The following is a 25,744-nucleotide window of genomic DNA, read 5'->3' as shown; positions in this document are numbered from 1 at the left end:
CACAAAAAAAGTGGAAGGGCTTTTGTTATTTAATCCATTTCAAAAGGGTATCTTGCTATTTCACTTTCATTGAATTTATCATTAAAAGTGATCTCGTAAACTCCTCTTTCTCGCATGTCTTCAATCATTAAATCTTCATTAATATCTATACCTAACCGTTTTTCTAATTCTTCATCTGATAATGTAGTATCTAATTGAATATTTACTAATTCATCTTAAAAAAACATAGCACTTACATAATCAATTCCATCTGTTCCTAAATAAGAAATATAATCAACTTGTACAATTTCACCTTGTTTAAATTCCAGTTGACCATTTTCATATTGCGTTTCCACTGGATCTACTGAAAATAATGCATCTATGTTTTCACGTGTTAATGTATTATCTATTTCTACCAAAGGTGCTGTTATATCTTCAGTTCCCTCTGTTTTTGTTGTTTCTTCTTCATTAGTTGTTTCATTTTCGGTAGGTTTTTCATGAGTAACAACTTCTAGTGGTTAAAAGCAAAGCAAAAACTTTCAAATGATTCTCTCCATCCCATTTTGGTATTTATTATAACTTACTTGTAAATGGAAACGGAGTAAACATATTATATCTAATTGGTGAAAACAATTATTTTTTTACACAGATTATAATCTAAAAGACCTTGAATCAATAGTATTGAGTGCTCAAATCGATTCCCACCGAGGGTGTAGCTGAATAGTTATACAAATAAAGATAAAGATAACAATAATTTGTAGTATGTTTATTAGTAATGCTTGTAATATCCGTTAGTTAGCTTTCTTAACTTATACATAATGTCTCCTATGACTTTTATGTTAATTTATTTGTTAGCCCCAAGACGTGGTAGGCAATTAATTTGCTTTGTGTAAGTTTTAACAATTTCTAAACAATGATACGTCTAGGATTTCGTTTAATATATAGGGAATGTGCATTTGTGTGTCACTATGTTGTATAATACAGAATAGATGAAGTTGGAAGGATGAATTAGCAATGACAAAACCAGTAGTAGCAATCGTTGGTAGGCCAAATGTCGGCAAATCAACCATATTTAATCGAATTGTAGGAGAGCGTGTATCTATTGTGGAAGATATTCCAGGTGTTACACGTGATCGTATATATAGCTCGGCAGATTGGTTAACACATGAGTTTAACATTATTGACACAGGTGGTATTGAGCTTAGTGATGAACCATTCTTAGAGCAGATTAAACAACAAGCAGAAATTGCAATGGACGAAGCTGACGTAATTGTTTTCTTAACAAATGGGCGAGAAGGTGTAACTTCAGCTGACGAATATGTTGCAAAAATTTTATACAAAACGAAAAAGCCTGTAGTTTTAGCGGTGAATAAAATCGACAATCCTGATATGCGTGAAATGATCTATGACTTTTATGCATTAGGTATGGGCGAACCATATCCAATTTCTGGATCACATGGACTCGGACTTGGGGATTTATTAGATGAAGTTGCGAAAAATTTCCCTGATTTGGAGGACCAAGAGTACGGTGAGGATGTTATTAAATTCTCATTAATCGGAAGACCTAATGTAGGGAAGTCATCATTAATCAATGCATTTTTAGGACATGAACGTGTAATCGTAAGTGATATAGCTGGTACTACGAGAGATGCTATAGACACTGAGTACTCCTTTGATGGACAAGATTATGTCATGATCGATACAGCAGGAATGCGAAAAAAAGGTAAAGTTTACGAAACAACGGAGAAATACAGTGTGTTGCGTGCTCTAAAAGCGATAGAACGCTCAGATGTTGTTTTAGTTGTTATAAATGCAGAAGAAGGTATTCAGGAGCAGGATAAAAAAATTGCTGGATATGCACATGAGGGCGGAAAAGCGGTTATTATCGTAGTCAATAAATGGGATGCAATTGAGAAAAATGATAAAACGATGAATGAAATGACAAAATCTATTCGTGAACATTTTCAATTCTTAGACTATGCACCAATAGTATTTGTATCAGCAAAAACAAAACAACGTGTGCATGCAATTTTACCTATTATTAATAAAGTAAGTGAAAATCATTCACTTCGTGTACAATCTTCTATATTGAATGAAGTGATTGAGGATTCTGTAGCTCGTAATCCGGCCCCTACTGATAAAGGCAAAAGATTGCGTATTTACTATGCAACGCAAGTGGCTATTAAGCCACCAACATTTGTTGTGTTTGTAAATGAACCTGAGTTAATGCACTTCTCATACGAACGATTTTTAGAAAATCGTATTAGAGAATCATTTGATTTTGAGGGAACTCCTATCCGAATCATTACTCGTGCAAGAACTTGATTAAATTGTTTTAAAGGGGCGTATAGTAATGGAGAAGATAACTGTATTAGGAGCTGGTAGCTGGGGTACAGCTCTAGCAATGGTTCTAGCTAATAACAATCATGATTGTCTCCTTTGGTCACATAGAGAAAACCAAGCAGCTGAAATAAATACTGATCATACAAATAAAAAGTATCTACCAGAAACTGTTTTACCGAGGAACCTAAAAGCAACTAGTAACTTTGAAACAGCTATCAAACATGCAAATACCATTGTAATTGCGGTTCCTACGAAGGCGATTCGAGATGTTTGTCGGGATATGAAAGAGCATTTAAATGGGAAAAAACTGTTTGTACATGTATCGAAGGGTATAGAACCTGATTCATTCAAACGTATTTCTGAAATGATTGTAGATGAAATACCTACTAATAATGTGGAAGCAATTGTTGTATTATCTGGTCCTAGCCATGCAGAAGAGGTTGTCTTAAACCATCCTACTACTATTACTGCTGCGAGTGTGAATATGGAAGCTGCTAAACAGGTTCAAGACTTATTTATGAACAATTCTTTTCGAGTATATACGAATGATGACGTGATTGGTGTAGAAATAGGGGCTGCCCTTAAAAATGTAATTGCTTTAGCTGCAGGTATTGTTGATGGATTAGGCTATGGTGATAATGCAAAGGCTGCGCTTATAACAAGAGGCCTAGCAGAAATTACAAGGTTAGGTATTAGTTTAGGCGCACAACCTTATACATTTTCAGGTTTAACTGGGATGGGAGACTTGATTGCCACGTGTACAAGCGTCCATTCTAGAAACTGGAGAGCTGGAAATATGCTTGGCAAGGGTGCATCGCTTGAAAAAGTACTAAATGAGATAGGTATGGTAGTAGAGGGCGTTCGAACTACGAAAGCTGCTTATCAACTAGCTCAAAAACAACAGGTAGATATGCCTATTACTGAAGCGCTTTATTCTGTTTTATTTGAAAATATAAGTCCTAAAGAGGCAGTAGATATACTAATGCATAGAACGAAGAAACATGAGTTAGAGGATTATAAAACTTTCTAATTTATACAAAAAGAGTTGTACAAATTACAACTCTTTTTTGATGTGATATACTTTTTAGTTGTAGAAAGGTGGGTAAGCACATGTTATTGATATCATCTATGGATAAGATGTGGATTTCATTTGGTTCAATGGGTAGTATGTTTTTAGCTATGTTGTTTATGTTCTTTGTTAAGACGAAACTACAAAACAAATTTCTAAAAGCTATATTTGGTTTGATTGCATACATATTATTATTTATTGGATTTATCACAATGGTATATATTATCTTTAATCCAACAAAAGCTTAGTAAGGAGATTAGGATGAGAAATATTAAACTACTTGGTATGCTCATGATAGCTATTCTTGTATTAGCTGGATGTGGCTTTAAAAACGGACAAGAAGCTGAAAATCTATTACCGTATGAAGATCAGTTAGAAGCTGTCCAAAAAGCCGTTGATAGCTTTAAAGAAGATTCGGCTGGATTATTACCGATTAAAACCCGTGATATGGAAACAGACTTGTATATTAAGTATCCGATTGACTTTAAAAAAATTGTACCTTCATACTTAGGGAAGGCGCCAGCCAATTCTTATGAAGTTGGTGGTATTTATCAATACGTGTTAATGGATGTAGAAGATAATCCGACTGTAAAATTAGTAGATTTACGAATTGCAGATACTATACGAGATATAAACTATCGAAAAGGTATTAATGGATACGGACCCGTTGCTGAAATCATTACGGAAGGTGTCTACAAATTAGATTACAAGAAGATGGGATATAAAAGTGAATTATCCGTACAGAGCCCTTATTCAGACACTCAATTACCTTTAGTGGCAACTGGCGATGGCAAAGTATACGTGGATTACTCAATTGAATTGAATCGTTTACTTCAAGAGAATGAAACTAAAATTCAACCAGGCGAGGACATTCGTCATCTATTAACAGATAATTTTGCAATTGTTCCTGCCTACTCTTTACCGTATACCGTAAATGAGAATAATGAACCAGTTTTTATGTTATCAAAATAAGCTCTCCAACGTTTCGTGCATTATGCATGAAACGTTTTTTTTGTGCATATATTAAACTGCGAAGAAAGGAGAATATCCATGACAAATAAACTTTATGAACAAATAGCAGAGCGTACTAATGGAGATGTGTATATTGGTGTTGTAGGACCAGTTCGTGTTGGAAAATCTACATTTGTAAAGCGTGTAATGGAGCTTGTAGTTATTCCAAATATAAAAGAGGAATCGGAAAGAATACGTGCACAGGATGAACTTCCACAAAGTTCTCCAGGTAATGTAATTATGACAGCAGAGCCCAAATTTGTTCCTGCACATGGAACGAATATCTATCTGGGCGAAGAGCAGTTACGCTTACAAATTAGATTAGTAGATTGTGTAGGTTATATGATTGATGGTATAAAAACGCATTCAGGCGAAGATGGTCAAAAATTAGTGCATACACCTTGGCATAGTGAAGCCATCCCATTTGAAGAGGCTGCAAGAATTGGAACAGATAAAGTAATTCGAGATCATTCAACAATCGGTATAGTAGTAACAACAGATGGCTCGGTTAATAATATTCCAAGAAAAGCTGCTGAAAGTGCGGAAAGAGAAATCATTGCTCAACTGAAAGAAATCGGTAAACCTTTTGTTATTGTATTAAATAGTAAATTGCCTGGTCATGTTGATACTATTCAATTATGTGAAGACTTACAGAAAGAGCATGAAGTGCCGGTTATTGCGGTTGCTGTCGATCGAATGACTGCGGAGGAAATTCAATACATACTCCAACAAGCACTATATGAATTTCCGATTACGGATATTGAACTAGTTAAACCTGATTGGACTGATGTATTAGAACCAGATCATTTCGTAAATAATGCAATTACATCCTCCTTGCAGGAATGGCTTCAAATTGTATCTAAAATGAGAGACGTGAAAGAGCTGGCTTCACGATTTAAACAAGTTCCTTTCATTCAATCTGCAGATGTTGTGGAAGCTAATCCTGGGCGTGGATCAGCATGTATCCAAATTGGCTTAAAACCTGAGGTATTTCAAGAAGTGTGTGACGAATGGTTAGAAGAACCTATTCAAACTAAAAAAGACTGGCTCCTGTTTGTGAAAGAAGCTTCAACAGCTAGAAAGGCATATAACAAATTTTCAGAGGCTTTAGAGGCTGCCAAAACACATGGTTACGGGGTTTCACTACCAACTATCCAAGACTTCCAACCGTCTGCACCTGAAATTATAAAGCAAAATAATTTCTACGGTGTTAGCTTAAAGGCTAAGGCAGCTTCGCTTCATATAATCCGTGTTGACATGGAGGCTGAATTTGCGCCGCTGATAGGATCAGAATTCCATAGCCAACAACTGTTAAAAGATTTAAAGCATGGCTATTTACATGATCGAGATGCATTATGGCAAACACAAGTCTTTGGTACTTCACTTGTAGAAGTTATGAAAGAAAGTTTGCGATATAAAACAGAGAATGTTTCGGAAATTGCAAAGAAGAGAATGCGTGAAACAATTGAAAGAATGGTAAATGAAGGAGATAGAGGTTTAGTAACATTTATTTTATAAAATTTATAACGGGGCTTTTCGCGACTATGCGAAAAGTCCCGTTATTTCATTAAATTCCATTATTTTTGCTTAAAGTTCCCAAAAGAGGTGCAAATAGTGTTGCTAAGCCTTTTTGGTTGTGATACTCTTTTTACAGGTTGAAGCTATCTTCCTTTGAGAGGAGGTGAATGGTATGAATAAAACAGAATTAGTGAACTCTGTTGCTGAAGCTGCGGATCTTTCTAAAAAAGACGCATCTAAAGCAGTTGAAGCTGTATTTGAATCAATTCAAACTGCACTTGCAAGTGGTGAAAAAGTTCAATTAATCGGTTTTGGTAACTTTGAAGTTCGTGAACGTGCTGCACGTAAAGGACGTAACCCACAAACAGGTAAAGAAATCGACATCGCAGCAAGCAAGGTGCCTGCTTTTAAACCAGGTAAAGCGCTTAAAGACGCAGTAAAATAATCGATGTTGTAGTACATAGAACGGTTGCCTTGAAGCTAGCTTCTGGGTAGCCGTTCTTTTCTTTAAATAAACATATCTTGAAGAAAACATAATTATCCATTGGGAAAGTTATTTATTATATTCGATTCGTATGCTAAGATGCTAATGGTATATATCAATGCGTTTTTTAGATGAATTGTATCTAGGGGGTTAACAGATGACAAATGTCGATCTGAAAAAAATAGAAAAAGCAGTTACAATGATTTTAGAAGCTGTTGGCGAGGATCCTTCTAGGGAAGGGTTACTAGACACACCAAAAAGAGTTTCAAAAATGTACGCTGAAATGTTCGAAGGATTACATCAAGATCCAAAAGAATATTTTAAAACTGTTTTTAACGAGGACCATGAAGAACTAGTATTAGTCAAAGACATACCGTTCTATTCAATGTGTGAACACCATTTAGTTCCTTTTTATGGGAAAGCACATGTTGCGTATATTCCTAGAGATGGAGTAGTAACAGGACTAAGTAAATTAGCTAGGGCAGTAGAAACTACTGCAAGACGCCCACAGCTTCAAGAAAGGATTACATCCACTATAGCGGAAAGCATAATGGATATGCTAAATCCCCACGGTGTTTATGTTGTAATCGAAGCTGAACATATGTGTATGACAATGCGAGGTATAAAGAAACCTGGTGCTAAAACAATTACTGCAGTAGCAAAAGGTATCTTAGAAAAAGATGAAGTGAAAAGATCGGAAATATTGTCTTTTATACAGATGAAGTAACAGCTTTGGATGAATGGATAAGAATATGTTATGATGGAAAAAGACTGTGAACAAAGGAGACTTTAAAATGTCTAGTTCAGATTTTATTGTTATAAAAGCAGAAGAAGATGGCGTGCATGTTATTGGATTGACAAGAGGTACTGATACAAAATTCCACCATTCGGAGAAACTGGATGATGGGGAAGTAATGATTGCTCAATTTACTGAACACACATCTGCTATGAAAATCCGTGGTAAAGCATCTATTCACACTGCGAATGGTATTGTTCAAAGTGATACGAAAAAAATGTAAGAAACTTTAAAAGATCAATTGCGATTGAGAAATGGAGTAAAGTGTATGAACGAGGCATTGTTGACACAATATGTCGAAACTTATAAAAAGAATATTCTCATGCAAATTCAACAAAACACTTTGCAAAAATACACAGGTATACCTGATGTAGATGATAAACGTTTATTTTTTACACTTTTACCACTACTAAATGGAGAAAACTGGGATCAATCGGTTAAAATGTCTGCTATTTCTGTTTCTATTATATTTGCTGCACTTGCTGCGCATGATTTAGTTAAAGAAGATAATGCTACCGCTAAGTCACAACAATTGCAGGTGCTTGCCGGAGATTATTATAGTGGCCGCTATTATCAGTTATTAGCAAAAGAGAATCTGATTGTTTTAATTCAACAGCTATCTGATAGTGTTGCTAAAATAACAGAGCACAAAACTAGATTTTACGATTTAGAGGATTACTCATTTGAAGAATTAATTCAATCCATTCAACTAGTAGAAAGCAAACCAATTGAACAATTCTTTGAATATTACTCCTATCATGAATATGTGTTTATCATGAAAGAAGCTTTATTGCTAGCAACATTAAAAAAAGAGTTAGTTGCTTACGAAAAAAGTGAAAAAACTTTTTATATAAGTAAATCGAAATTATTTCAAAGAAATTTGGACGCACTACGTCGAGAGATAGATAAAATAGAACATGCACTAGTACTTGACGTCCGTTCCTCAGAATTATTAAACGAGTCCTTAAAACATGCCATTTTAGAGCGGGTTTGTGAGCATTCGCTTGAACAGCAGTTGAGAGAAGGTTAAAGAATGGGTAAATCAAAAGAACAATATGTACATGAAGTTTTTGAAAAGATATCAGATAATTATGATTCTATGAATTCAGTAATTAGTTTTAAGCAACATATAAAATGGCGTACGGATACGATGAAAGAAATGCAAGTTAAAAAAGGAAGTAAAGCTCTAGACGTTTGCTGTGGTACAGCAGATTGGACTATTGCATTAGCCGATGCAATAGGTCCTACTGGAGAAGTGATTGGGTTAGACTTTAGTCAAAACATGCTGAATGTTGGGAAAGAGAAAGTGAAAGATATTTCTCAAATACAGTTAGTTCAAGGTAATGCAATGGAATTACCGTTTGAAGATAATTCTTTTGATTATGTAACGATAGGTTTTGGATTAAGAAATGTTCCTGACTATGAGCAAGTATTAAAAGAAATGAAACGTGTTGCAAAGCCTGGTGGAATGATTGTTTGTTTAGAGACTTCACAACCAGATTCTAAGTTATTTAACACTGGTTTTAGATTTTATTTCCGATATATCATGCCACTGTTTGGTAAACTATTTGCAAAAAGTTACAAAGAATATTCTTGGCTCCAGGAATCTGCAAAAGACTTTCCAAATCGAGCAGCTTTAACAAAACTATTTGAAGAAGTTGGTATGAAGAATGTTACGAGTAAGCCATATAGTGGTGGTGCTGCAGCAAGACATATTGGTTTCAAAAAAGATATTTAAGTGGGAGAAGGTTTTTATTTGTGGATAAGATGAAGTTGAAATTACTTTATTCCGATTTAAAATCGGATTTAGATGTCATCGAAAAAGAACTAGCAACAGCGGTGAATTCTTCATCTCACTTATTGAATGAAGCTTCTCTTCATTTACTACTTGCTGGAGGTAAAAGAATACGACCAGTTTTTGCCTTACTGTCAGCTAAGTTTGGCAATTATTCAATTGACACTATAAAAAACGTAGCAGTTTCGATTGAGTTAATCCATATGGCTTCACTTGTTCATGATGACGTAATAGACGATGCTGAAACACGTAGAGGAAGAGAAACGGTAAAGGCTCAGTGGAATAACAGAGTTGCCATGTATACAGGTGATTTTCTCTTTGCAAGGGCAATTGAATACATAACAGTACTAGAAAATACATATGCACATGAAGTGTTATCTCATACAATGGTAGAACTTTGTATTGGGGAGATTATTCAAATAGAGGATAAACATTTTTTAGATCAAACAGTTCGAGACTATCTAAGAAGAATAAAGCGGAAAACGGCAATCTTAATCTCTGCGAGTTGTGAATTAGGGGCAATTGCCTCTGGTGCAGATAGTAAGACGACAAGAAATCTTAAACAATTTGGTTATTATGTCGGAATGTCGTTTCAGATTATAGATGATATTTTAGACATTACCTCAACAGATGAACAACTCGGAAAACCAGCTGGAAGTGATCTGTTGCAGGGGAATATTACTTTGCCTATACTTTATGCAAAAAATGATCCTGTAATCGCTCCATTATTAAAAGAATTATTAGATGGAAATATTTCAGAAGAAAATAAACAAAGACTATTAACTGAAGTAAGAAACTCAGATGCTATTAATAAAGCGAAGCAAATAAGTAATATGTACTTGCAAAAAGCTTTGAACGAAGTAAAACAGTTACCTCCCATCCAGGCAAAAAAATCCTTACAAAACATTGCATTGTTTATGAGTAAACGAAAGTTTTGATTGGTATAATACATAGATTAGATTAAGGATACCTATTAAGATTTATTGATAACGCTAACTCTAAAATGCATCTTGAACGAAATTAATTTGAAAATAATACATCATAATGATATTATTTGTAACGGTGGAGATAATATCCCATTTCATATTTGAAGGAGTGTTAAACATGGAAAAAACATTTTTAATGGTAAAACCTGATGGCGTACAACGTAACTTAATCGGTGAAATCGTAAGTCGTTTTGAGAAAAAAGGATACCAATTAGTTGGAGCAAAATTAATGCAGATTCCTACTGAGTTAGCAGAACAACACTATGGCGAACATAAAGAACGCCCATTCTTTGGTGAGTTAGTAGATTTCATCACTTCTGGACCAGTTTTTGCAATGGTTTGGGAAGGTGAAAACGTTATTTCAACAGCTCGTCTTATGATGGGTGCAACTAATCCAAAAGAATCAGCTCCAGGAACAATCCGTGGTGACTTCGCAGTAACTGTTGGAAAAAATATTATTCATGGTTCTGACTCACCTGAAAGCGCTGAGCGTGAAATTGGTTTATTCTTCAAACAAGAAGAATTAGTTGCTTACTCAAAAGACGCTAACAACTGGATTAACTAATACGAAATGCGAAATCGCCTATTTCTGCCCCGACAAGCAAATGAGAAATTACGAGGAGGCAGTTTTTCAGCCACCGCAGTAATTACTCATTTGACCTCGAGGGGCAAGGCGAAGTAGCTGGACACGAAATGCGAAATCGCCTGTTTCTGCCCCGACAAGCAAATGAGAAATTATGAGGAGGCAGTTTTTCAGCCACCGCAGTAATTACTCATTTGACCTCGAGGGGCAAGGCGAAGTAGCTGGACAATGAAATGCGGAATCTCGTAAGTTAACTTGTGGAACGAAGAAGTTCCACATTAAACTCCGATAAGTAATCGTATAAAATAACATGAAAGACAGTCAAATTAAACTTAAATTGACTGTCTTTTTATTATGTCCATAATCTTTAGAATACGATATACTAGATATAGGCCTTTTGAAAGGAACGATGTACTTTGTCAGACTACGTTAAATTTGTGGATTCTATCAAACGAAAAACAGGAATCGATCTTGCAGCCTATAAAGAAGCGCAGATGAAACGACGACTTACTTCGTTATATGAAAAAAAAGGATATAAAAATTTTGTCGATTTTTTTAATGCTCTAGATAAAGACAGGGATTTAATGAATGAGTTTTTAGATAGAATGACAATTAATGTATCCGAGTTTTACCGTAATGGGAAGCGTTGGGAAGTTTTGCAAAATAAAATATTTCCAAAATTATTAGCAGTTAATAAGCGTTTGAAGGTTTGGAGTGCTGCATGCTCTACCGGAGAAGAACCTTATACAACTGCAATGGTGCTATCAAATTATCTACCTTTATCACAGATTTCAATTGAGGCGACTGATTTAGATGAAAATGCAATACAACGTGCAAAAGTCGGTATCTATCCTGAACGATCACTTGCAGAAGTTCCAAGCGATATGATAATGAAATATTTTGAAAAACAAGGGCAGTTTTATAAAGTTGAAGATGCGATAAAAAGAACAGTTACCTTTAAAAAACATAATTTATTAAAAGATACATACGAAAAAAATTATGACTTAATTATTTGCCGAAATGTCATGATTTATTTTACGGAAGAAGCAAAAGACCAAATCTATCAAAACTTTAGTAATTCTCTTCGATCAGGGGGGATACTCTTTGTTGGTAGTACAGAACAAATTTTCAATCCAGGTAAATACGGGTTTGAAACAGAAGACACATTTTTTTATCGGAAAAAATAAATAGTAAACTGTCCGAAGAAAAATACCAAATCGGGCAGTTTTCTTCTATACTTTGAAACTAAAATTATGATATAGTTGAAAACAAATACTTTAGCGAGTTGAAGGGGGAAAGTGTTGTGCGTTATTTAACAGCAGGTGAGTCACATGGACCACAACTAACAGCAATCATTGAAGGGTTACCAGCCCAATTAGAAATTACGAGTGAACATATTAATAAGGAACTCAAGCGACGTCAAGGTGGTCATGGTCGTGGAAGAAGAATGCAAATTGAAAAAGATACAGTAGCTATTACTTCTGGTGTACGCCATGGAAAGTCATTAGGTTCTCCTGTTTGTCTAGTTGTAAATAATGATGACTGGAAGCATTGGACGAATATAATGGGAATTGAACCACTTGGTGAAGAAATTGATCCAGAAGATATTAAAAGACAAATTACTAGACCACGTCCTGGGCACGCAGATTTAGTTGGTGGCATGAAATATGGTCATCGAGATTTACGTAATGTTCTAGAAAGATCTTCTGCAAGAGAAACTACAGTTCGGGTTGCAGTAGGGGCTGTTGCGAAGCAATTGCTAAAACAATTAGGGATTTCAATAGTTGCTCATGTTACAAAGATTGGTGGTATTGAAGCAGACCTTACTTTAGCTACTGGAAAAACGATTGAGGAAATTCGTGAAGTTGTTGAATCTGATCCTGTTTACTGTCTGGATCCGGTAGCCTCAGCAAAAATGGTAGAGGCAATTGATCAGGCCAAAAAAGCCGGTGATACCATTGGTGGTGTAGTAGAAGTGATTGTGGATGGTATGCCAGCTGGGGTTGGCAGTTATGTGCACTATGATCGAAAACTAGATGGCAAACTAGCAATGGCTATGATGAGTATTAATGCTTTTAAAGGGGTAGAGGTTGGTCTCGGATTTGAAATGGCAAATTTATTTGGAAGCCAAGTCCATGATCAAATATCTTGGAGTGAAGAAGTTGGTTATACTCGTGATACAAATCGTTTAGGTGGTTTAGAAGGTGGAATGTCTACTGGAATGCCAATCGTTATAAGAGGGGTTATGAAACCTATTCCTACTTTATACAAACCGCTTCAAAGTGTAGATATTGATACGAAAGAACCGTTTAAAGCAAGTATCGAACGATCTGATAGTTGTGCTGTCCCTGCAGCATCTGTAGTAGCAGAGGCAGTAATTGCATGGGAAATAGCAACTGCTGTTCTAGATACTTTTAATAGTGATCAAATAGACATTTTAAAGGCCGATATTGAAAGACACCATGCATACACAAAGGGGTTTTAATGAATGATTATCCCGGTAAGAACGAAAGATTCCACCTATGAAGTTCATTTAGGCGAAAATATATTAAAAGCGTTCTGTGATAGAAATACAGAGGGTTTTGAAAAAGCAGATAAAATAGTTGTGATTACCGATGAAAATGTTTGGGGATTACATCGAGATTACTTTGACGATAACTTCTCCTTTACCTATCAGGTACATCTTGTACCAAACGGAGAAGCTTGTAAAACATTTGACTCTTATTTCAATGTACAAACATTCCTACTACAAGAAAATTGTTCAAGAAATAGTATTTTGTTAGCCCTTGGGGGAGGGGCTGTAGGAGATTTAACTGGATTTGTAGCATCAACTTTTATGCGTGGAATTCCTTTTATTCAAATCCCAACAACGATACTTGCCCATGATAGTGCAGTTGGAGGAAAAACTGCTATTAACCATCCCAATGGAAAGAATATGATTGGTGCTTTTTATCAGCCAAAAGAAGTTTTATATGATTTTCATTTTTTAAATACTCTCCCAAAATCAGAAGTTCGTTCAGGGTTAGCAGAAGTGATTAAACATGCACTAATTAGTGATATAACATGGTCCAATGACTTTTTGAAATTAGAAAGCATCGATGCAATTCAAAAAGAAGAGCTTCTCGTTTGGTTGGAAAAAGGAATACGCGTAAAAGCACGTATAGTGGAGCTAGATGAAAAAGAGAAATCATATCGAAAATATTTAAACTTTGGTCATACATATGGACATGCAATTGAAGCTACAGTTGGTTATGGAAAGATAACTCATGGCGAAGCAGTTATGATTGGTATGATTCCTGCACTAATGTTAAGTGAAATATACGGGGAAGTTAAAGCGGGTTATGCTCGTGATGTATATAAACTTGCTAAAAAGCTTGAATATAATTTTCAACATGTTTTAAACAGTCCCTTTGATCAGTTGGCTACATTTATGTTGAAAGATAAAAAAACGACAAATGGTGAACTACATTTTGCTTTACTTAACCATATTGGGGATCCTTTTATCCAAATTGTTACTATGGATGAAGTGAAAAAATGTGATGATCTATTACGAAAATGGATAAAGGAGGAGATTTAATTGATAAGAGGAGTTAGAGGTGCAATCACAGTAACAGAAGACTCTAATGAAGAAGTACTTCAGGAAACAGCTCGTCTTGCGACAGAAATGGCAAGAGCTAATAATATTGACCCTGAAACAATTGCATCTGTAATCATCTCTACTACTACGGACATCTCCTCTGCTTTTCCTGCAAGAGCTGTGAGAAGTATTGAAGGATGGACATATGTACCAGTAATGTGCACTCATGAGATGAATGTTCCAGGTGCATTAGAGAAATGTATTCGTTTATTGATGCATATTAATACTGACAAAACTCAAAAAGAAATCCAACATATTTATTTAAATGAAGCAGTCCGATTAAGACCAGACTTAGTCAAGTAAATAAAAGAATCGAGGAGCTTTAAATGAAATTTAAAAAACAAATTAAAGGATTACAAGCATACCAACCTGGAAAGACAACAGATGAAGTAAAAAGAATATATAATTTAGATAAAGTTGTAAAACTTGCATCGAATGAAAACCCATACGGAGCATCTCCAAGAGTGAAAGCTTTTTTGGATAACGCAAAAGTAAATTTTGCAATTTATCCCGATGGATATGCAACAAAACTTCGATCTGCAGTATCTAAACATTTAAATGTCTCAGAAAACCAATTATTATTTGGTAATGGTTCAGATGAAAATATTTTAATAGTTTCGAGAGCAATTTTGAGACCAGGGTTAAATACGGTTATGGCGAACATCACTTTCGGACAATACAAGCATAATGCAATTGTTGAAGGTGCTGAGGTAAGAGAAGTGCCTCTTAAAAATGGAGAACATGATTTAGACAAAATGTATGAAGCTATCGATGACAACACAGCAATCGTTTGGATTTGTAATCCCAATAATCCTACTGGAACATTAACACCTAGCCAAAAAATTAAAGAATTTGTTGAAAAAGTTCCAAGCGATGTATTAATAGTATTGGATGAAGCTTACACCGAATATATTACGGATGAAACGTATGTAGACTCTATTGGTCTTATAGACAAGCATCCAAATGTGCTAATTATGCGTACATTCTCGAAAGCATACGGTTTAGCAAGCTTCCGAGTTGGATATGCCATTGGTTCAGAGGAAGTTATTAGTCAACTAGAACCAACTCGCGAGCCATTTAACAATACCGTTTTAAGCCAAGAGGTAGCAATAATTGGACTAGAAGATCAATCATTTATTCAAGAATGCAAAATGAAAAATAATGCTGGGAAAAAGCAATTTGAAGAATATTGTAAAGTTCGTAATTTAGATTTTTATCCATCTCATACAAACTTTATCTTAATGGAAGTAAAAGCGGATAGTGATTTAGTGTTCCAAGGACTAATGCAACGAGGATTTATCGTCAGAAGTGGGAATGCTTTAGGAGTGCCTGGATATCTAAGAATAACGATAGGTACAGAGGAAGAAAATACAGAGCTCCTACAAAAACTTGATGAGGTATTACGTGAGGAAGGCGTTATTTAATGAAACAAACTGTTTTCATCATAGGACTAGGACTAATTGGAGGTTCTCTAGCACTTGGTTTAAAGAGAAATCCTGAAACTTTTATCATCGGTTATGATGCGGATAGTCACACGCTTCGCACGGCAAAGAGAATCGGTATTATCGATGAAATGGCAGTTCATATGAAAGATGCATCAGAGCTAGCGGATGTTATTATTTTTGCAACTCCTGTCAATGAAACTATTCGCTTGATCCAAGAGATGCATAACTGGCAATTAAAAAAGAATGTGATTGTTTCAGACACTGGAAGTACTAAAAAAGTAATTATGAAAGCTGCTTTAGAATTAAAAGAAGCAGGTATTACGTTTATTGGTGGCCATCCAATGGCTGGCTCTCATAAAAGTGGTGTAGAAGCCGCTAGAGCGCATCTTTTTGAAAATGCCTACTATATGCTAACTCCGTTTCAAGATACAAAAGAAGAACAAATACAAACACTTTTGAATCTCTTGCAAGTGACGAAAGCAAAAATTGTACAAGTGGATGCAGAAGAGCATGATCATATGACTGCGGTTGTAAGTCACTTTCCTCACTTAGTAGCAGCATCGCTTGTACATCAGCTAGCAGGTGAAAACGAAGCCTTTCCTTTTACAAAACAACTAGCTGCTGGTGGATTTCGTGATTTGACAAGAATCGCTTCTTCGAATCCTATTATGTGGAGAGATATTACTGTCCAAAATCGTCAAGAACTATGCAACCAACTACAAAGCTGGACGGAAGAAATGATTAGACTACAAAATTTATTATTGCATGCAGAACCCGATGAAATAGAAGCTTATTTCTCCAGAGCTAAAGAAGTCCGCGACAATTTACCTATTACTACACAAGGTGCCATGTTTACTGTATTTGATTTATATGTGGATGTTCCAGATTATCCAGGGGTGATCTCAGAAATCACTGGCTATCTAGCTAAAGACAGTATTAGTATTACTAACTTACGTATTGTTGAGACTAGAGAAGATATTTTTGGAATACTTGTTATTAGTTTTCAAACAATGGAAGACCGTGCCAAAGCAGTAGAATGTATTGCAAAAAATACAACATTTGAGACATATATTGCGTAAGGGAGGAAAATGATTTTGAGTAGAATTTTAAATTATGGACAGCCTTCCTTGAAAGGCACTCTACGAATACCCGGTGACAAATCTGTTTCCCATCGTTCTATTATGTTTGGAGCAATAGCGAAAGGAACAACAACTGTTGAAGGTTTCTTACAAAGTGATGATTGTTTAGCAACAATCGATTGTTTTTCTAAACTAGGCGTAGATATATCAATCGAAGGTGAAAACGTCAAGATATTAAGTGAAGGCATTAACGCTTGGAAAGAGCCAAAAGAAATTTTATATACAGGAAACTCTGGAACAACGACACGAATAATGCTAGGTATTTTAGCTGGTTCCAATGTCTCTTCTGTACTAATTGGTGATGATTCGATTCAAAAGCGCCCAATGAAGCGGGTAACAGAGCCTTTAAAACAAATGGGTGCTAAATTTATTGGACGAGAAAATGCTCAGTATACACCTATTGCCGTTGAAGGAACAAAACTTCACTCATTTCAATACAAAATGCCAGTAGCTAGCGCACAAGTAAAGTCTGCTATCTTATTGGCAGCACTTCAAGCAGAAGGAGAAACCGTAGTAACAGAAATAGAAACCTCACGCGATCATACAGAAAAAATGCTTCAGCATTTTGGCGCGGACATAACAGTAGAAGATAAAACAATTCGTCTAACTGGTGGACAGGATCTTACTGGCACACACGTTGTTGTGCCAGGGGACATCTCCTCTGCTGCATTTTTCTTAGTTGCTGGAGCGATTGTGCCAAATAGTGAGTTAACACTACTTAACGTTGGATTAAACCCTACTCGAATTGGGATTATTGAGGTACTTGAAAAAATGGGTGCTAATATTAAGACGGAGATGAACTCTTTTAAAAGTCATGAAGAGATGGGAACATTGGTAATAGAGTCATCTACTCTAAAATGTACGGAAATCGGTGGAGATATTATTCCTAAACTAATCGATGAAATCCCAATTATTGCTCTTCTTGCTACCCAAGCACATGGAAAGACAATTATTAAGGATGCAGAAGAGTTAAAAGTGAAGGAAACGAATCGAATTGATGCTGTTGTCGATGAACTAAAAAAATTGGGAGCCAATATTTCTGCTACAGATGATGGAATGATAATTGAAGGACCAACCCCTCTTTATGGAGCAAACTTAAGAACTTATGGAGATCATCGTATCGGAATGATGGCTGCAATTGCTTCTCTCATTACTTCTGGCCCAGTGACAATTGATAATGCTGAATGTATTTCTGTAAGCTATCCTAACTTTTTTGAGCAATTGAATAGTGTAATTAGATAAAGTATAGGCTTTGTTCTTTATTCCTATTTATTTTTTGCCAAGTTGGCTTAGTATTATATTTCGCTTTTTTAAAAAGCGCTCAAGCGTGGGCAATGAAAAAGTATATAGAATTCTACTTTACTAAATAATGTCGTCCGATAAATAAGAAAATCGTTGAAACGGCTCCCTTTCCGCGGGCGTTGCCTTAGCCTCCTAGGCCAACACGATGTTGGTCATGCAATCGTTGCCGCAGGATGCGGCGAACTTAGATTGCCTTCCCCTCAACTGCGGGGTCTTCGGCTAACGCTACTCCCGCAGGAGTTTCGCCTTTTTCAACGATTTTCTATAAATACTAATTGTAATAATGTAAGTGATAAAAACTTGCTCTATTAAGACATGATAGTTTTCTAATTGTAAAGCGGATAATAGTTGGATTGGAAGGCGGCGACTCCAGCCGGAATAGCAAATGTTTTCTGCACCGAAAGCGAAGCGTCAGGTGCGTGAGGTGAAGACACTGGACTGAGCGTAGTGAAATTAATTTTTGCGACGAGCTTGCGCAGGAGCATTGTTTTTTGCGACGAGCTTTGCGCAGGAGCAAGGGAAGCGGCTGAAGCCATGCCGGCGGAACGCGTCCGCCTGGAACGGAAATTAACGGGTCCAAAACTATTTATCCTAAAAAGACAGTAAATAACTGGTTTATTAGAATTTTGTCTACTTTCTTGAACTCTCCGATTTATGGAGAGTTTTTTTCTTGTTCATATGCAAATGTTCTTGTACGATAAAGTTATAAAGAAAGTATGGTGATAATATGGAGAACATGATGCCTTTTATCCAAGCGATGGAGGAAGGGGATACGGAGAAGCTAGGAGCAATAGTGGATCGTTTTTTAATCGAAGGAAATCCAGATGAACACTACGAGCTTGCTGATTTATTATCCCAATACGGTTACACAGAAGAAGCAATAAAAATTTTAGAGCATCTTCAATATTTATTTCCAGAGGAAAGCCAATTAAAAATAGATCAGGCACAGCTATTTTTAGAGATGGATCGAGAAGATGAAGCATTAAACTTGTTAACAAGTATTGATAAATCAAGTGAAGCATATCCTCAAGCATTGCTTACTTTAGCCGACTACTATCAAATGATAGGTTTATATGAAGTTGCAGAACAAAAAATAAATGAGGCAATTGGATTAATACCAAATGAACCATTATTGCTTTACGCTAAAGGTGAACTATTATTTGAAACTGGGAGATATTTAGAAGCAGCTAGGATAATGGAAGAATTATTGCCACAGAAGAATACATTGCAAGGAGTCGACTTGCCTTTGAAGCTTGCGGAAATCTATAGTGCAGGAGCCGCATATGAAGAGGCAATTCCTTATTACGCAGACGCCTTAAAAGCTGAGGTTGCTCCAGACGTTTTATTTCATGCAGCATATGCTTCCTTTCAAGTACGACATTATGAAACGGCGATTAAGTATTTAGAAAATTTACTTGAAATAGATCCTGATTATTTTTCTGGTTATATGTTACTGGCAGAATCGAATGCCATGCTGGAAAAGAATGAAGAAGCGTTAAAAGTAATTACTGAGGGCATTGCTAGAGATGAATTTGAAAAAGAATATTATTTATTTGCCGGTAAAATTTCTCTTAAATTGGGTAAAGTGAAAGAAGCAGAGTCATTTTTACGTGAAGCCATTGCACTAGATCCCGAATATATGGATGCAATATTTACGCTTACCTCACTGTTTGCAACAGAAGAACGTGACGAGGAATTAGTTGGTTTATATGAGGATCTTAAAAAAGAGAACTTTGAATGGTCTTCCATGTATCCATTTTTAGCTTCAGCATTCGACCGATTAGAAATTTACGAAAAAGCATACGAATTTTATAAGTTAGCATATACTGACCATAAGGACGATGCACAATTTTTAGAGAAATACGTATACTTCCTTTTGGAAGACGGAAAAAGAGAAGAAGCACTAGAAGTAGTGGCTTTACTACAGAAATTAGAACCTGAAAATAGTACTTGGTTTGAAATGGTTGAATAAAAAGGAAGGAGAGGTTACGTGACTGCTTCTGTTTCAGTTGGCGAAAAGAAAGAATTTGTCCGTTGGTTTTTGAAAAAATATCAGATGAAAAGAAGAGAATGCGTCTGGATCTTGAACTACTTAATCAGTCATGAGACACTTTTGAATAATGTGCATTTTGTAGAAGAAGCGCATTATTGCCCAAGAGCAATGGTGATGTCTGTCACGACATCATCAGGAATACCATTCCGATTTTATAAGGGAAGCGTTATGACAGCTGATGCAGAAAAATCATTTCATGATTTGAGGCTACACCCAGAAGAAGAAATGTATATACAGTTAAATTTTCAAACGGTTCCACCAAGTCCTGAATACTTAGCAGTACTAGAAGAAAATCCTTATATGCCGAAGTATTTGCATATTAGCGAAAAGGATAAACTAATTGTAGAAGATATCTTATCTGAGAGTTTGTATTCCTTTCAAGTAGAACATTTACAAAAACAAATCGATGAAGCAATCGACCAAAATAACAAAGCTAAATTTTTAGAACTATCAGCAATGTGGAAAGCACTAGTAGATAAAGATATTTAGGAGAGATAGAGATGCATTGGAACGGTAAAGATAGCGCAGTATTTCAAGCACAAAAAGAATATATAGATACAGCAGTAGTCCCATTAACATTAATTGATGGCTCTGAGCAAGGATTCCAATTTGCAGCATCAGCTGCCGATTTTACATTATCCTTAGCAAATATAATCGAAAATCAATTCAAAGGAAGGATTGTTTTATTTCCTTCCTTCTCTTACACAAAAAATCAGGACAAGCTCACATTATATAATCAGTGGAAAGAAGAGTTGAATAAAGCCGAGTTCAAACATGTATTTTTCATTACTTCTGATAAAGAATGGAGTTCACTGGGAGAAGAGAAAAATATTTTTTGGACACCTTCTGTACCTCTCGATTCTATGGATCAAAAATTGAGAAATTCCGTGTTGGAAGATCAGCTTCGTCAACTTATTCCGACATTCGCAAAAAAATGGGCGAATTAGTGACAATATCTTTCATTAATTGTTCACAAAGTATATAATTCGTTTCAAAGGAATATTGACCTTCCTTTTTTATTGATATATCATTGATATGTCCTAGTATTATTAATTCAAGCAAGTATGTCCATTGGACTGACCTTTAAGTTAGAGGGGGGAAAAGGATGAGTAACAATAAAGTATCAAGACGTCAATTTCTAAGTTATACATTAACAGGTGTTGGCGGATTCATGGCTGCAGGTATGCTAATGCCTATGGTACGTTTTGCAGTTGATCCTGTATTGCAAAAAACAGAAGGCGGAGATTTTGTACTTACGGAGAAAAAAGTTGCTGATATTACGGAAGTTCCTGAACGTGTTGACTTCACATTTGAACAAGTCGATGCATGGTACAAGTCTGATGTAACAAATACTGCATGGGTTTATAAAGAAGGAGATCAAATCATTGCTCTTTCACCGGTATGTAAACATCTAGGTTGTACAGTGAACTGGGAAGGTGACCCAGCTCACAAAAATCAATTCTTCTGTCCATGTCACGCAGGTCGCTATGAGAAAAACGGGAAGAATGTTCCAAAAACACCACCTCTAGGTCCGTTGGATCAATATGAAGTACGTGAAAATGACGGTTTCTTAGAAATTGGAAAAGCTATGCCTAACACATTAGTTTAAAGTAAGGGGGTACGACATCAGTGCTGAACAAAATCTATGATTGGGTGGATGAACGTCTAGATATTACACCTATATGGCGTGATATTGCAGACCACGAAGTACCAGAACACGTAAACCCTGCACACCATTTCTCAGCATTTGTATATTGTTTTGGAGGATTGACATTCTTTATTACGGTAATTCAAATATTATCAGGTATGTTTTTAACTATGTACTATGTACCAGATATTGAAAATGCATGGGAATCTGTTTACTATCTTCAAAATGAAGTAGCATTCGGTGAAATCGTGCGTGGGATGCACCATTGGGGAGCATCACTAGTAATTGTTATGATGTTCTTACATACGTTACGTGTATTCTTTACTGGTTCTTATAAAAAACCTCGTGAACTAAACTGGATGGTCGGAGTATTAATCTTCGCTGTTATGTTAGGTTTAGGATTTACGGGTTACCTACTTCCTTGGGACATGAAAGCATTGTTCGCAACAAAAGTAGGTATTGAAATTGCAGCATCTGTTCCATTTATTGGTGGAGCAATAAAAACATTATTAGCTGGTGATGAACATATCATCGGTGCACAAACTTTAACAAGATTCTTTGCGATTCATGTGTTCTTCTTACCAGCTGCATTATTCGCATTACTTGCAGCTCACTTTATCATGATTCGTCGTCAAGGTATTTCTGGTCCACTATAATGGGTAAGTGGAGTAGATAATTCTTAAAAGGAGGGGACATTATGCATCGCGGAAAAGGTATGAAATTTGTCGGTGACTCTCGAATAACAGATCCCGCAAGCCGACCAAAGAAAACTCCGAAAGATTATTCTGAGTATCCTGGTAAAACAGAAGCTTTCTGGCCAGACTTTTTATTAAAGGAATGGTTAGTCGGTGCAGTTTTCTTAGTTGGTTATTTAGTTTTAACCGTTGCGCATCCATCACCACTTGAGCGTCAAGCGGATCCAACAGATACAGCGTATATTCCATTACCAGACTGGTATTTCTTGTTTTTATATCAATTATTAAAATATGAGTTCGCTTCTGGTCCATTTAATGTTATTGGATCAATCGTTATGCCAGGACTAGCTTTCGGTGCGCTATTATTAGTACCATTCTTAGATACAAGTAAAGAAAGAAGTCCTTGGAAACGACCACTTCCAACTGGATTTATGCTTCTTGCTATTGCTTCAATCATTTTCTTAACTTGGGAATCAGTTGCAAACCACGATTGGGAAGCTGCTAAAGCTCAAGGGGAAATTAAAGAAGAGGTTGCTGCAGTGGAGATTGATGAAACTTCTGAAGGTTATCAAATTTACCAAGGTTCGTCCTGTATTGGATGTCATGGTAACGCCTTCGAAGGTGGTTTAGGAAAACCGTTAATTGGTTTAGAATATACTGCTGAAGAAATTGTTAAAATTGCTCATGAAGGTCAAGGCGGAATGCCAGGTGGTACCTTCCAAGGTTCTGAAGAAGAACTTCAAAAACTTGCAGAGTTTATTACAACTCTTCAACCAGCAGAATAATATTTTAAATTATTATAGGACTGTCATGAAAACGTTTGTCAATCGAGACGTGACGCACGAAGTGCAAACAACGAAGATTGCGAGCGTTTGTCAACAGTCTTAAAGAGTCAGGAAACTGGCTCTTTTTTTTTACCTATATATAAGAGGAGCGTTTACATGAAAGATCAAGTGACGGTTTTGAAAGTAATACTCTACAATAAATCATTTATGTGGCTATTATTCCTTGTAAACTTATTAGGTACAATTTACGGTTACTACTGGTATGAATCTCAGCTTTCTATTACGGAACCAAAATTTTATTTATTTGTCCCAGATAGCCCGACAGCAAGTTTATTTTTCACGATAGCATTATTAGGTTGGTTACTAAAGAAAAATTGGAAGTTAATCGAGGTTCTAGCCTTAATCACTTTAGTAAAATACGGACTTTGGGCAGTTGTAATGAATCTTTGGACTTATGTAGAAACAGGATCAATCGGATGGATGGGTTGGATGCTAGTAGCCTCACACTTTGCAATGGCACTTCAAGCAATCTTATATATGCCATTCTATAAGTTTAGATGGGTACATATTTTAATTGCTTCTATATGGACGCTCCATAATGACATTATAGATTATGTGTTTGACCAAATGCCTATATATAGAAGTATAAGTAGCTATTCCAATCAAATTGGATATTTTACATTTTGGTTATCAATTGCATGCATTACAATTGCAATTGTAAATTATCAAAAAAGGTCAAAGCGAATTAGTTGATTGAAGAGAGCATTCCATTTAAAATAGTAGTATAGATTGAGAGGGGGAAAAATTAGTTGGTTTCTTACATTGTATATTTTGCAATAATTTTGTTATTGCCAATTTATGCACAAATGAAAGTAAAAAGTACGTTTAAGAAATATTCAAAAGTACGTTCGACATCTGGAATGAGCGGTGCCCAAGTAGCTAGAACAATTTTAGATGCAAATGGATTACAAGATGTTAAAGTAGTAGAAAGTAGTGGGTTTTTAACTGACCATTACAATCCGATGACTAAAATTGTTGCATTGTCTTCGCAAAATTATCATGAGTCTTCGGTTGCTGGTTCAGCAGTTGCAGCCCATGAGGTTGGACATGCTATTCAACATAAAGAAGCATATTCTTTTCTAACTATTAGACATAAACTAGTTCCAATCGCTAACATTTCTTCAAATGCTTCTTGGATTTTCATCATGATAGGTATGCTTGCAACTTTCCCTAGTTTAATGTTACTTGGTATTGTATTGCTTGCAGTAGGGCGTAGTATTCCAAATAGTAACCCTCCCAGTGGAGTTTAACGCTTCCAATCGTGCGATGAACCAAATGGTGTCGTTAGGAATTATTCGCAATGAAGAAGAACCTCACGCGAAAAAGGTACTTAACGCCGCTGCATTAACATATGTAGCTGCTGCAGCAGTAGCAGTTCTTGAGTTAGTACGTTTAATCTTAATATACACAGGTATGGCAAACAGAGACGAATAGAATTTAAAAAGGATTGTCCCTCGTCGTTATGGGACAATCCTTTCTTATTCAATTGGTTTTTTCTCGTCATCGAGGGTGAAGCCTTCACCCATAACGTCATGCACATCCATAAGAGATACAAAAGCATGTGGGTCAACGGAAGTGATTATAGACTTTAATGCAGTAATTTCATTTTTAGCGACCACACAGTAGAGAATTTCCCGCTCATTCTTAGTAAAATGACCATGTCCGCGAAAAATAGTTACTCCACGGTCCATTATTTCTGAAATGCGGTCAGCAATTTCATTTTGCTGATCAGAAATGATAAAAGCACCTCTTGCAGAATAAGCACCTTCTTGTACGAAATCAATTACTCTAGCCCCAACAAAAACTGCGACTAAGGTATACATCATCGATCTTTCGTCTAAAAAAGTTAACCAGGAAAGTAATATAACAAAAGCATCAAATAAAAACATTGTTTTTCCCATGCTCCAGCCTTTATATTTATAGACTAGACGAGCAATTATGTCTACTCCGCCCGTTGTTCCACCGAATCTAAAAATAATACCTAAACCAATTCCAACGAAAACTCCGGCAAACAGGGAAACAAGAAACAAATCATCCTCTAATCCTAATTGGAATTCGTATACATGAAATATCTTTAAGAATACTGAAACAGAGAATGTTCCTATTACAGTATAAGCAAACATTTTTCTGCCGAGCAATTTCCAACCAATGATAAACATTGGAATATTTAGTAGTAGGTTCATCAATGCTGGATCCCAGTTAAATACGAAATATAAAACTAATGTAATACCAGAAAATCCACCTTCTCCAAGTTCGTTTTGCATATTAAAATGTACAAAACCAAAACTATAAATAGCGGATCCAATTATTATAGCTATAATATTTTTAAGTTTTAAACCAATCCCCATGAATCCACCTCACTATAATAGTATACTTATTATTATCATTCATTTGTTTGCTTTTGACAACCAGTGTA

28 protein-coding genes and 1 pseudogene are annotated in these 25,744 nt (G+C 35.9%); 27 read left to right on the top strand and 2 right to left on the bottom strand.

Going from position 1 to position 25,744, the window contains the following annotated elements; all coding sequences use genetic code 11:
- Positions 1 to 215: 215 nt before the first annotated feature.
- The gene (locus P2Q73_RS12095; RefSeq protein WP_275787389.1) at positions 216 to 398 is read right to left on the bottom strand and encodes a hypothetical protein; all 183 of its coding nucleotides are present in this window, start codon (positions 396 to 398) and stop codon (positions 216 to 218) included.
- 595 nt (positions 399 to 993) lie between these two features.
- Here P2Q73_RS12095 and der point away from each other — a divergent pair.
- The 27 genes and pseudogenes from der to P2Q73_RS11960 all read left to right on the top strand — a co-directional run bounded on the left by der (position 994) and on the right by P2Q73_RS11960 (position 24,762).
- On the top strand, positions 994 to 2,304 hold the full coding sequence (der, locus tag P2Q73_RS12090) for a ribosome biogenesis GTPase Der (protein WP_056829467.1): 1,311 nt from the start codon (positions 994 to 996) through the stop codon (positions 2,302 to 2,304).
- A 28-nt stretch (positions 2,305 to 2,332) separates the two neighbouring features.
- Positions 2,333 to 3,352: an NAD(P)H-dependent glycerol-3-phosphate dehydrogenase gene (locus tag P2Q73_RS12085; protein WP_056829469.1), complete on the top strand. Its 1,020-nt coding sequence runs from the start codon at positions 2,333 to 2,335 to the stop codon at positions 3,350 to 3,352.
- Positions 3,353 to 3,432: 80 nt separating this feature from the next.
- Positions 3,433 to 3,639, top strand: coding sequence for a DUF2768 domain-containing protein (locus P2Q73_RS12080; RefSeq protein WP_231687546.1), 207 nt, complete (start codon positions 3,433 to 3,435; stop codon positions 3,637 to 3,639).
- Positions 3,640 to 3,652: 13 nt separating this feature from the next.
- The gene (locus tag P2Q73_RS12075) at positions 3,653 to 4,363 is read left to right on the top strand and encodes a hypothetical protein (RefSeq protein WP_056829472.1); all 711 of its coding nucleotides are present in this window, start codon (positions 3,653 to 3,655) and stop codon (positions 4,361 to 4,363) included.
- A 78-nt stretch (positions 4,364 to 4,441) separates the two neighbouring features.
- Positions 4,442 to 5,920, top strand: coding sequence for a stage IV sporulation protein A (gene spoIVA, locus P2Q73_RS12070; protein ID WP_053589800.1), 1,479 nt, complete (start codon positions 4,442 to 4,444; stop codon positions 5,918 to 5,920).
- A 172-nt stretch (positions 5,921 to 6,092) separates the two neighbouring features.
- Positions 6,093 to 6,365: an HU family DNA-binding protein gene (locus P2Q73_RS12065; protein ID WP_053589799.1), complete on the top strand. Its 273-nt coding sequence runs from the start codon at positions 6,093 to 6,095 to the stop codon at positions 6,363 to 6,365.
- A gap of 196 nt (positions 6,366 to 6,561) precedes the next feature.
- On the top strand, positions 6,562 to 7,131 hold the full coding sequence (gene folE, locus P2Q73_RS12060) for a GTP cyclohydrolase I FolE (protein WP_053589798.1): 570 nt from the start codon (positions 6,562 to 6,564) through the stop codon (positions 7,129 to 7,131).
- Positions 7,132 to 7,198: 67 nt separating this feature from the next.
- Complete coding sequence (gene mtrB / locus P2Q73_RS12055; RefSeq protein ID WP_053589797.1) at positions 7,199 to 7,423, top strand: trp RNA-binding attenuation protein MtrB; 225 nt, start codon at positions 7,199 to 7,201, stop codon at positions 7,421 to 7,423.
- Positions 7,424 to 7,468: 45 nt separating this feature from the next.
- Entirely contained in the window at positions 7,469 to 8,230 is a 762-nt protein-coding gene (locus P2Q73_RS12050) for a heptaprenyl diphosphate synthase component 1 (protein ID WP_275787379.1), read from the top strand.
- A gap of 3 nt (positions 8,231 to 8,233) precedes the next feature.
- On the top strand, positions 8,234 to 8,938 hold the full coding sequence (locus tag P2Q73_RS12045) for a demethylmenaquinone methyltransferase (protein ID WP_056829476.1): 705 nt from the start codon (positions 8,234 to 8,236) through the stop codon (positions 8,936 to 8,938).
- A 20-nt stretch (positions 8,939 to 8,958) separates the two neighbouring features.
- Positions 8,959 to 9,933, top strand: a complete 975-nt coding sequence (gene hepT, locus P2Q73_RS12040) for a heptaprenyl diphosphate synthase component II (protein ID WP_082355211.1) — start codon at positions 8,959 to 8,961, stop codon at positions 9,931 to 9,933.
- Between the two features lie 166 nt (positions 9,934 to 10,099).
- Positions 10,100 to 10,546 (top strand): nucleoside-diphosphate kinase, encoded by a 447-nt coding sequence (gene ndk / locus P2Q73_RS12035; RefSeq protein ID WP_053589794.1) that lies wholly within the window; start codon positions 10,100 to 10,102, stop codon positions 10,544 to 10,546.
- A 434-nt stretch (positions 10,547 to 10,980) separates the two neighbouring features.
- Positions 10,981 to 11,751 (top strand): CheR family methyltransferase, encoded by a 771-nt coding sequence (locus P2Q73_RS12030; protein WP_275787372.1) that lies wholly within the window; start codon positions 10,981 to 10,983, stop codon positions 11,749 to 11,751.
- 116 nt (positions 11,752 to 11,867) lie between these two features.
- Entirely contained in the window at positions 11,868 to 13,049 is a 1,182-nt protein-coding gene (aroC, locus tag P2Q73_RS12025) for a chorismate synthase (protein WP_275787370.1), read from the top strand.
- 3 nt (positions 13,050 to 13,052) lie between these two features.
- A complete protein-coding gene (gene aroB / locus P2Q73_RS12020) occupies positions 13,053 to 14,141 on the top strand; it encodes a 3-dehydroquinate synthase (protein WP_275787367.1) in 1,089 nt (362 codons plus the stop codon).
- Entirely contained in the window at positions 14,142 to 14,504 is a 363-nt protein-coding gene (aroH, locus tag P2Q73_RS12015) for a chorismate mutase (RefSeq protein WP_053589790.1), read from the top strand.
- 23 nt (positions 14,505 to 14,527) lie between these two features.
- Positions 14,528 to 15,625, top strand: coding sequence for a histidinol-phosphate transaminase (gene hisC, locus P2Q73_RS12010; protein ID WP_275787364.1), 1,098 nt, complete (start codon positions 14,528 to 14,530; stop codon positions 15,623 to 15,625).
- The gene (locus P2Q73_RS12005; protein ID WP_056829484.1) at positions 15,625 to 16,725 is read left to right on the top strand and encodes a prephenate dehydrogenase; all 1,101 of its coding nucleotides are present in this window, start codon (positions 15,625 to 15,627) and stop codon (positions 16,723 to 16,725) included. The genes hisC and P2Q73_RS12005 overlap by 1 nt, the downstream gene beginning before the upstream one ends.
- A 9-nt stretch (positions 16,726 to 16,734) precedes the next feature.
- Entirely contained in the window at positions 16,735 to 18,027 is a 1,293-nt protein-coding gene (gene aroA, locus P2Q73_RS12000; RefSeq protein WP_275787360.1) for a 3-phosphoshikimate 1-carboxyvinyltransferase, read from the top strand.
- Positions 18,028 to 18,814: 787 nt separating this feature from the next.
- Complete coding sequence (locus tag P2Q73_RS11995; RefSeq protein WP_275787358.1) at positions 18,815 to 20,059, top strand: tetratricopeptide repeat protein; 1,245 nt, start codon at positions 18,815 to 18,817, stop codon at positions 20,057 to 20,059.
- 18 nt (positions 20,060 to 20,077) lie between these two features.
- A complete protein-coding gene (locus P2Q73_RS11990; RefSeq protein ID WP_053589785.1) occupies positions 20,078 to 20,629 on the top strand; it encodes a ReoY family proteolytic degradation factor in 552 nt (183 codons plus the stop codon).
- A gap of 11 nt (positions 20,630 to 20,640) precedes the next feature.
- Positions 20,641 to 21,087, top strand: coding sequence for a DUF2487 family protein (locus P2Q73_RS11985; protein WP_053589784.1), 447 nt, complete (start codon positions 20,641 to 20,643; stop codon positions 21,085 to 21,087).
- A gap of 158 nt (positions 21,088 to 21,245) precedes the next feature.
- Complete coding sequence (locus tag P2Q73_RS11980; RefSeq protein WP_056829490.1) at positions 21,246 to 21,749, top strand: QcrA and Rieske domain-containing protein; 504 nt, start codon at positions 21,246 to 21,248, stop codon at positions 21,747 to 21,749.
- 20 nt (positions 21,750 to 21,769) lie between these two features.
- Positions 21,770 to 22,444, top strand: a complete 675-nt coding sequence (gene qcrB, locus P2Q73_RS11975) for a menaquinol-cytochrome c reductase cytochrome b subunit (protein WP_053589782.1) — start codon at positions 21,770 to 21,772, stop codon at positions 22,442 to 22,444.
- A gap of 41 nt (positions 22,445 to 22,485) precedes the next feature.
- The gene (locus tag P2Q73_RS11970) at positions 22,486 to 23,268 is read left to right on the top strand and encodes a menaquinol-cytochrome c reductase cytochrome b/c subunit (protein ID WP_056829492.1); all 783 of its coding nucleotides are present in this window, start codon (positions 22,486 to 22,488) and stop codon (positions 23,266 to 23,268) included.
- Between the two features lie 156 nt (positions 23,269 to 23,424).
- On the top strand, positions 23,425 to 24,021 hold the full coding sequence (lhaT, locus tag P2Q73_RS11965) for a lipoprotein heptaprenylglyceryl N-acetyltransferase LhaT (RefSeq protein ID WP_275787351.1): 597 nt from the start codon (positions 23,425 to 23,427) through the stop codon (positions 24,019 to 24,021).
- Positions 24,022 to 24,134: 113 nt separating this feature from the next.
- A pseudogene (locus P2Q73_RS11960) lies at positions 24,135 to 24,762 on the top strand (zinc metallopeptidase).
- Between the two features lie 44 nt (positions 24,763 to 24,806).
- Here P2Q73_RS11960 and P2Q73_RS11955 read toward each other — a convergent pair.
- Positions 24,807 to 25,676 carry a YitT family protein gene (locus P2Q73_RS11955; protein WP_056829496.1) on the bottom strand — a complete coding sequence of 290 codons (870 nt, stop codon included), beginning with the start codon at positions 25,674 to 25,676 and terminating at the stop codon, positions 24,807 to 24,809.
- Positions 25,677 to 25,744: the final 68 nt, after the last annotated feature.

The sequence above is a fragment of the Bacillus sp. Cr_A10 genome (assembly GCF_029222665.1).
Taxonomy (GTDB): domain Bacteria; phylum Bacillota; class Bacilli; order Bacillales_A; family Planococcaceae; genus Psychrobacillus.
Note: the sequence above shows the minus strand (reverse complement) of the source record. Positions and strands in the feature narration are given on the sequence as shown.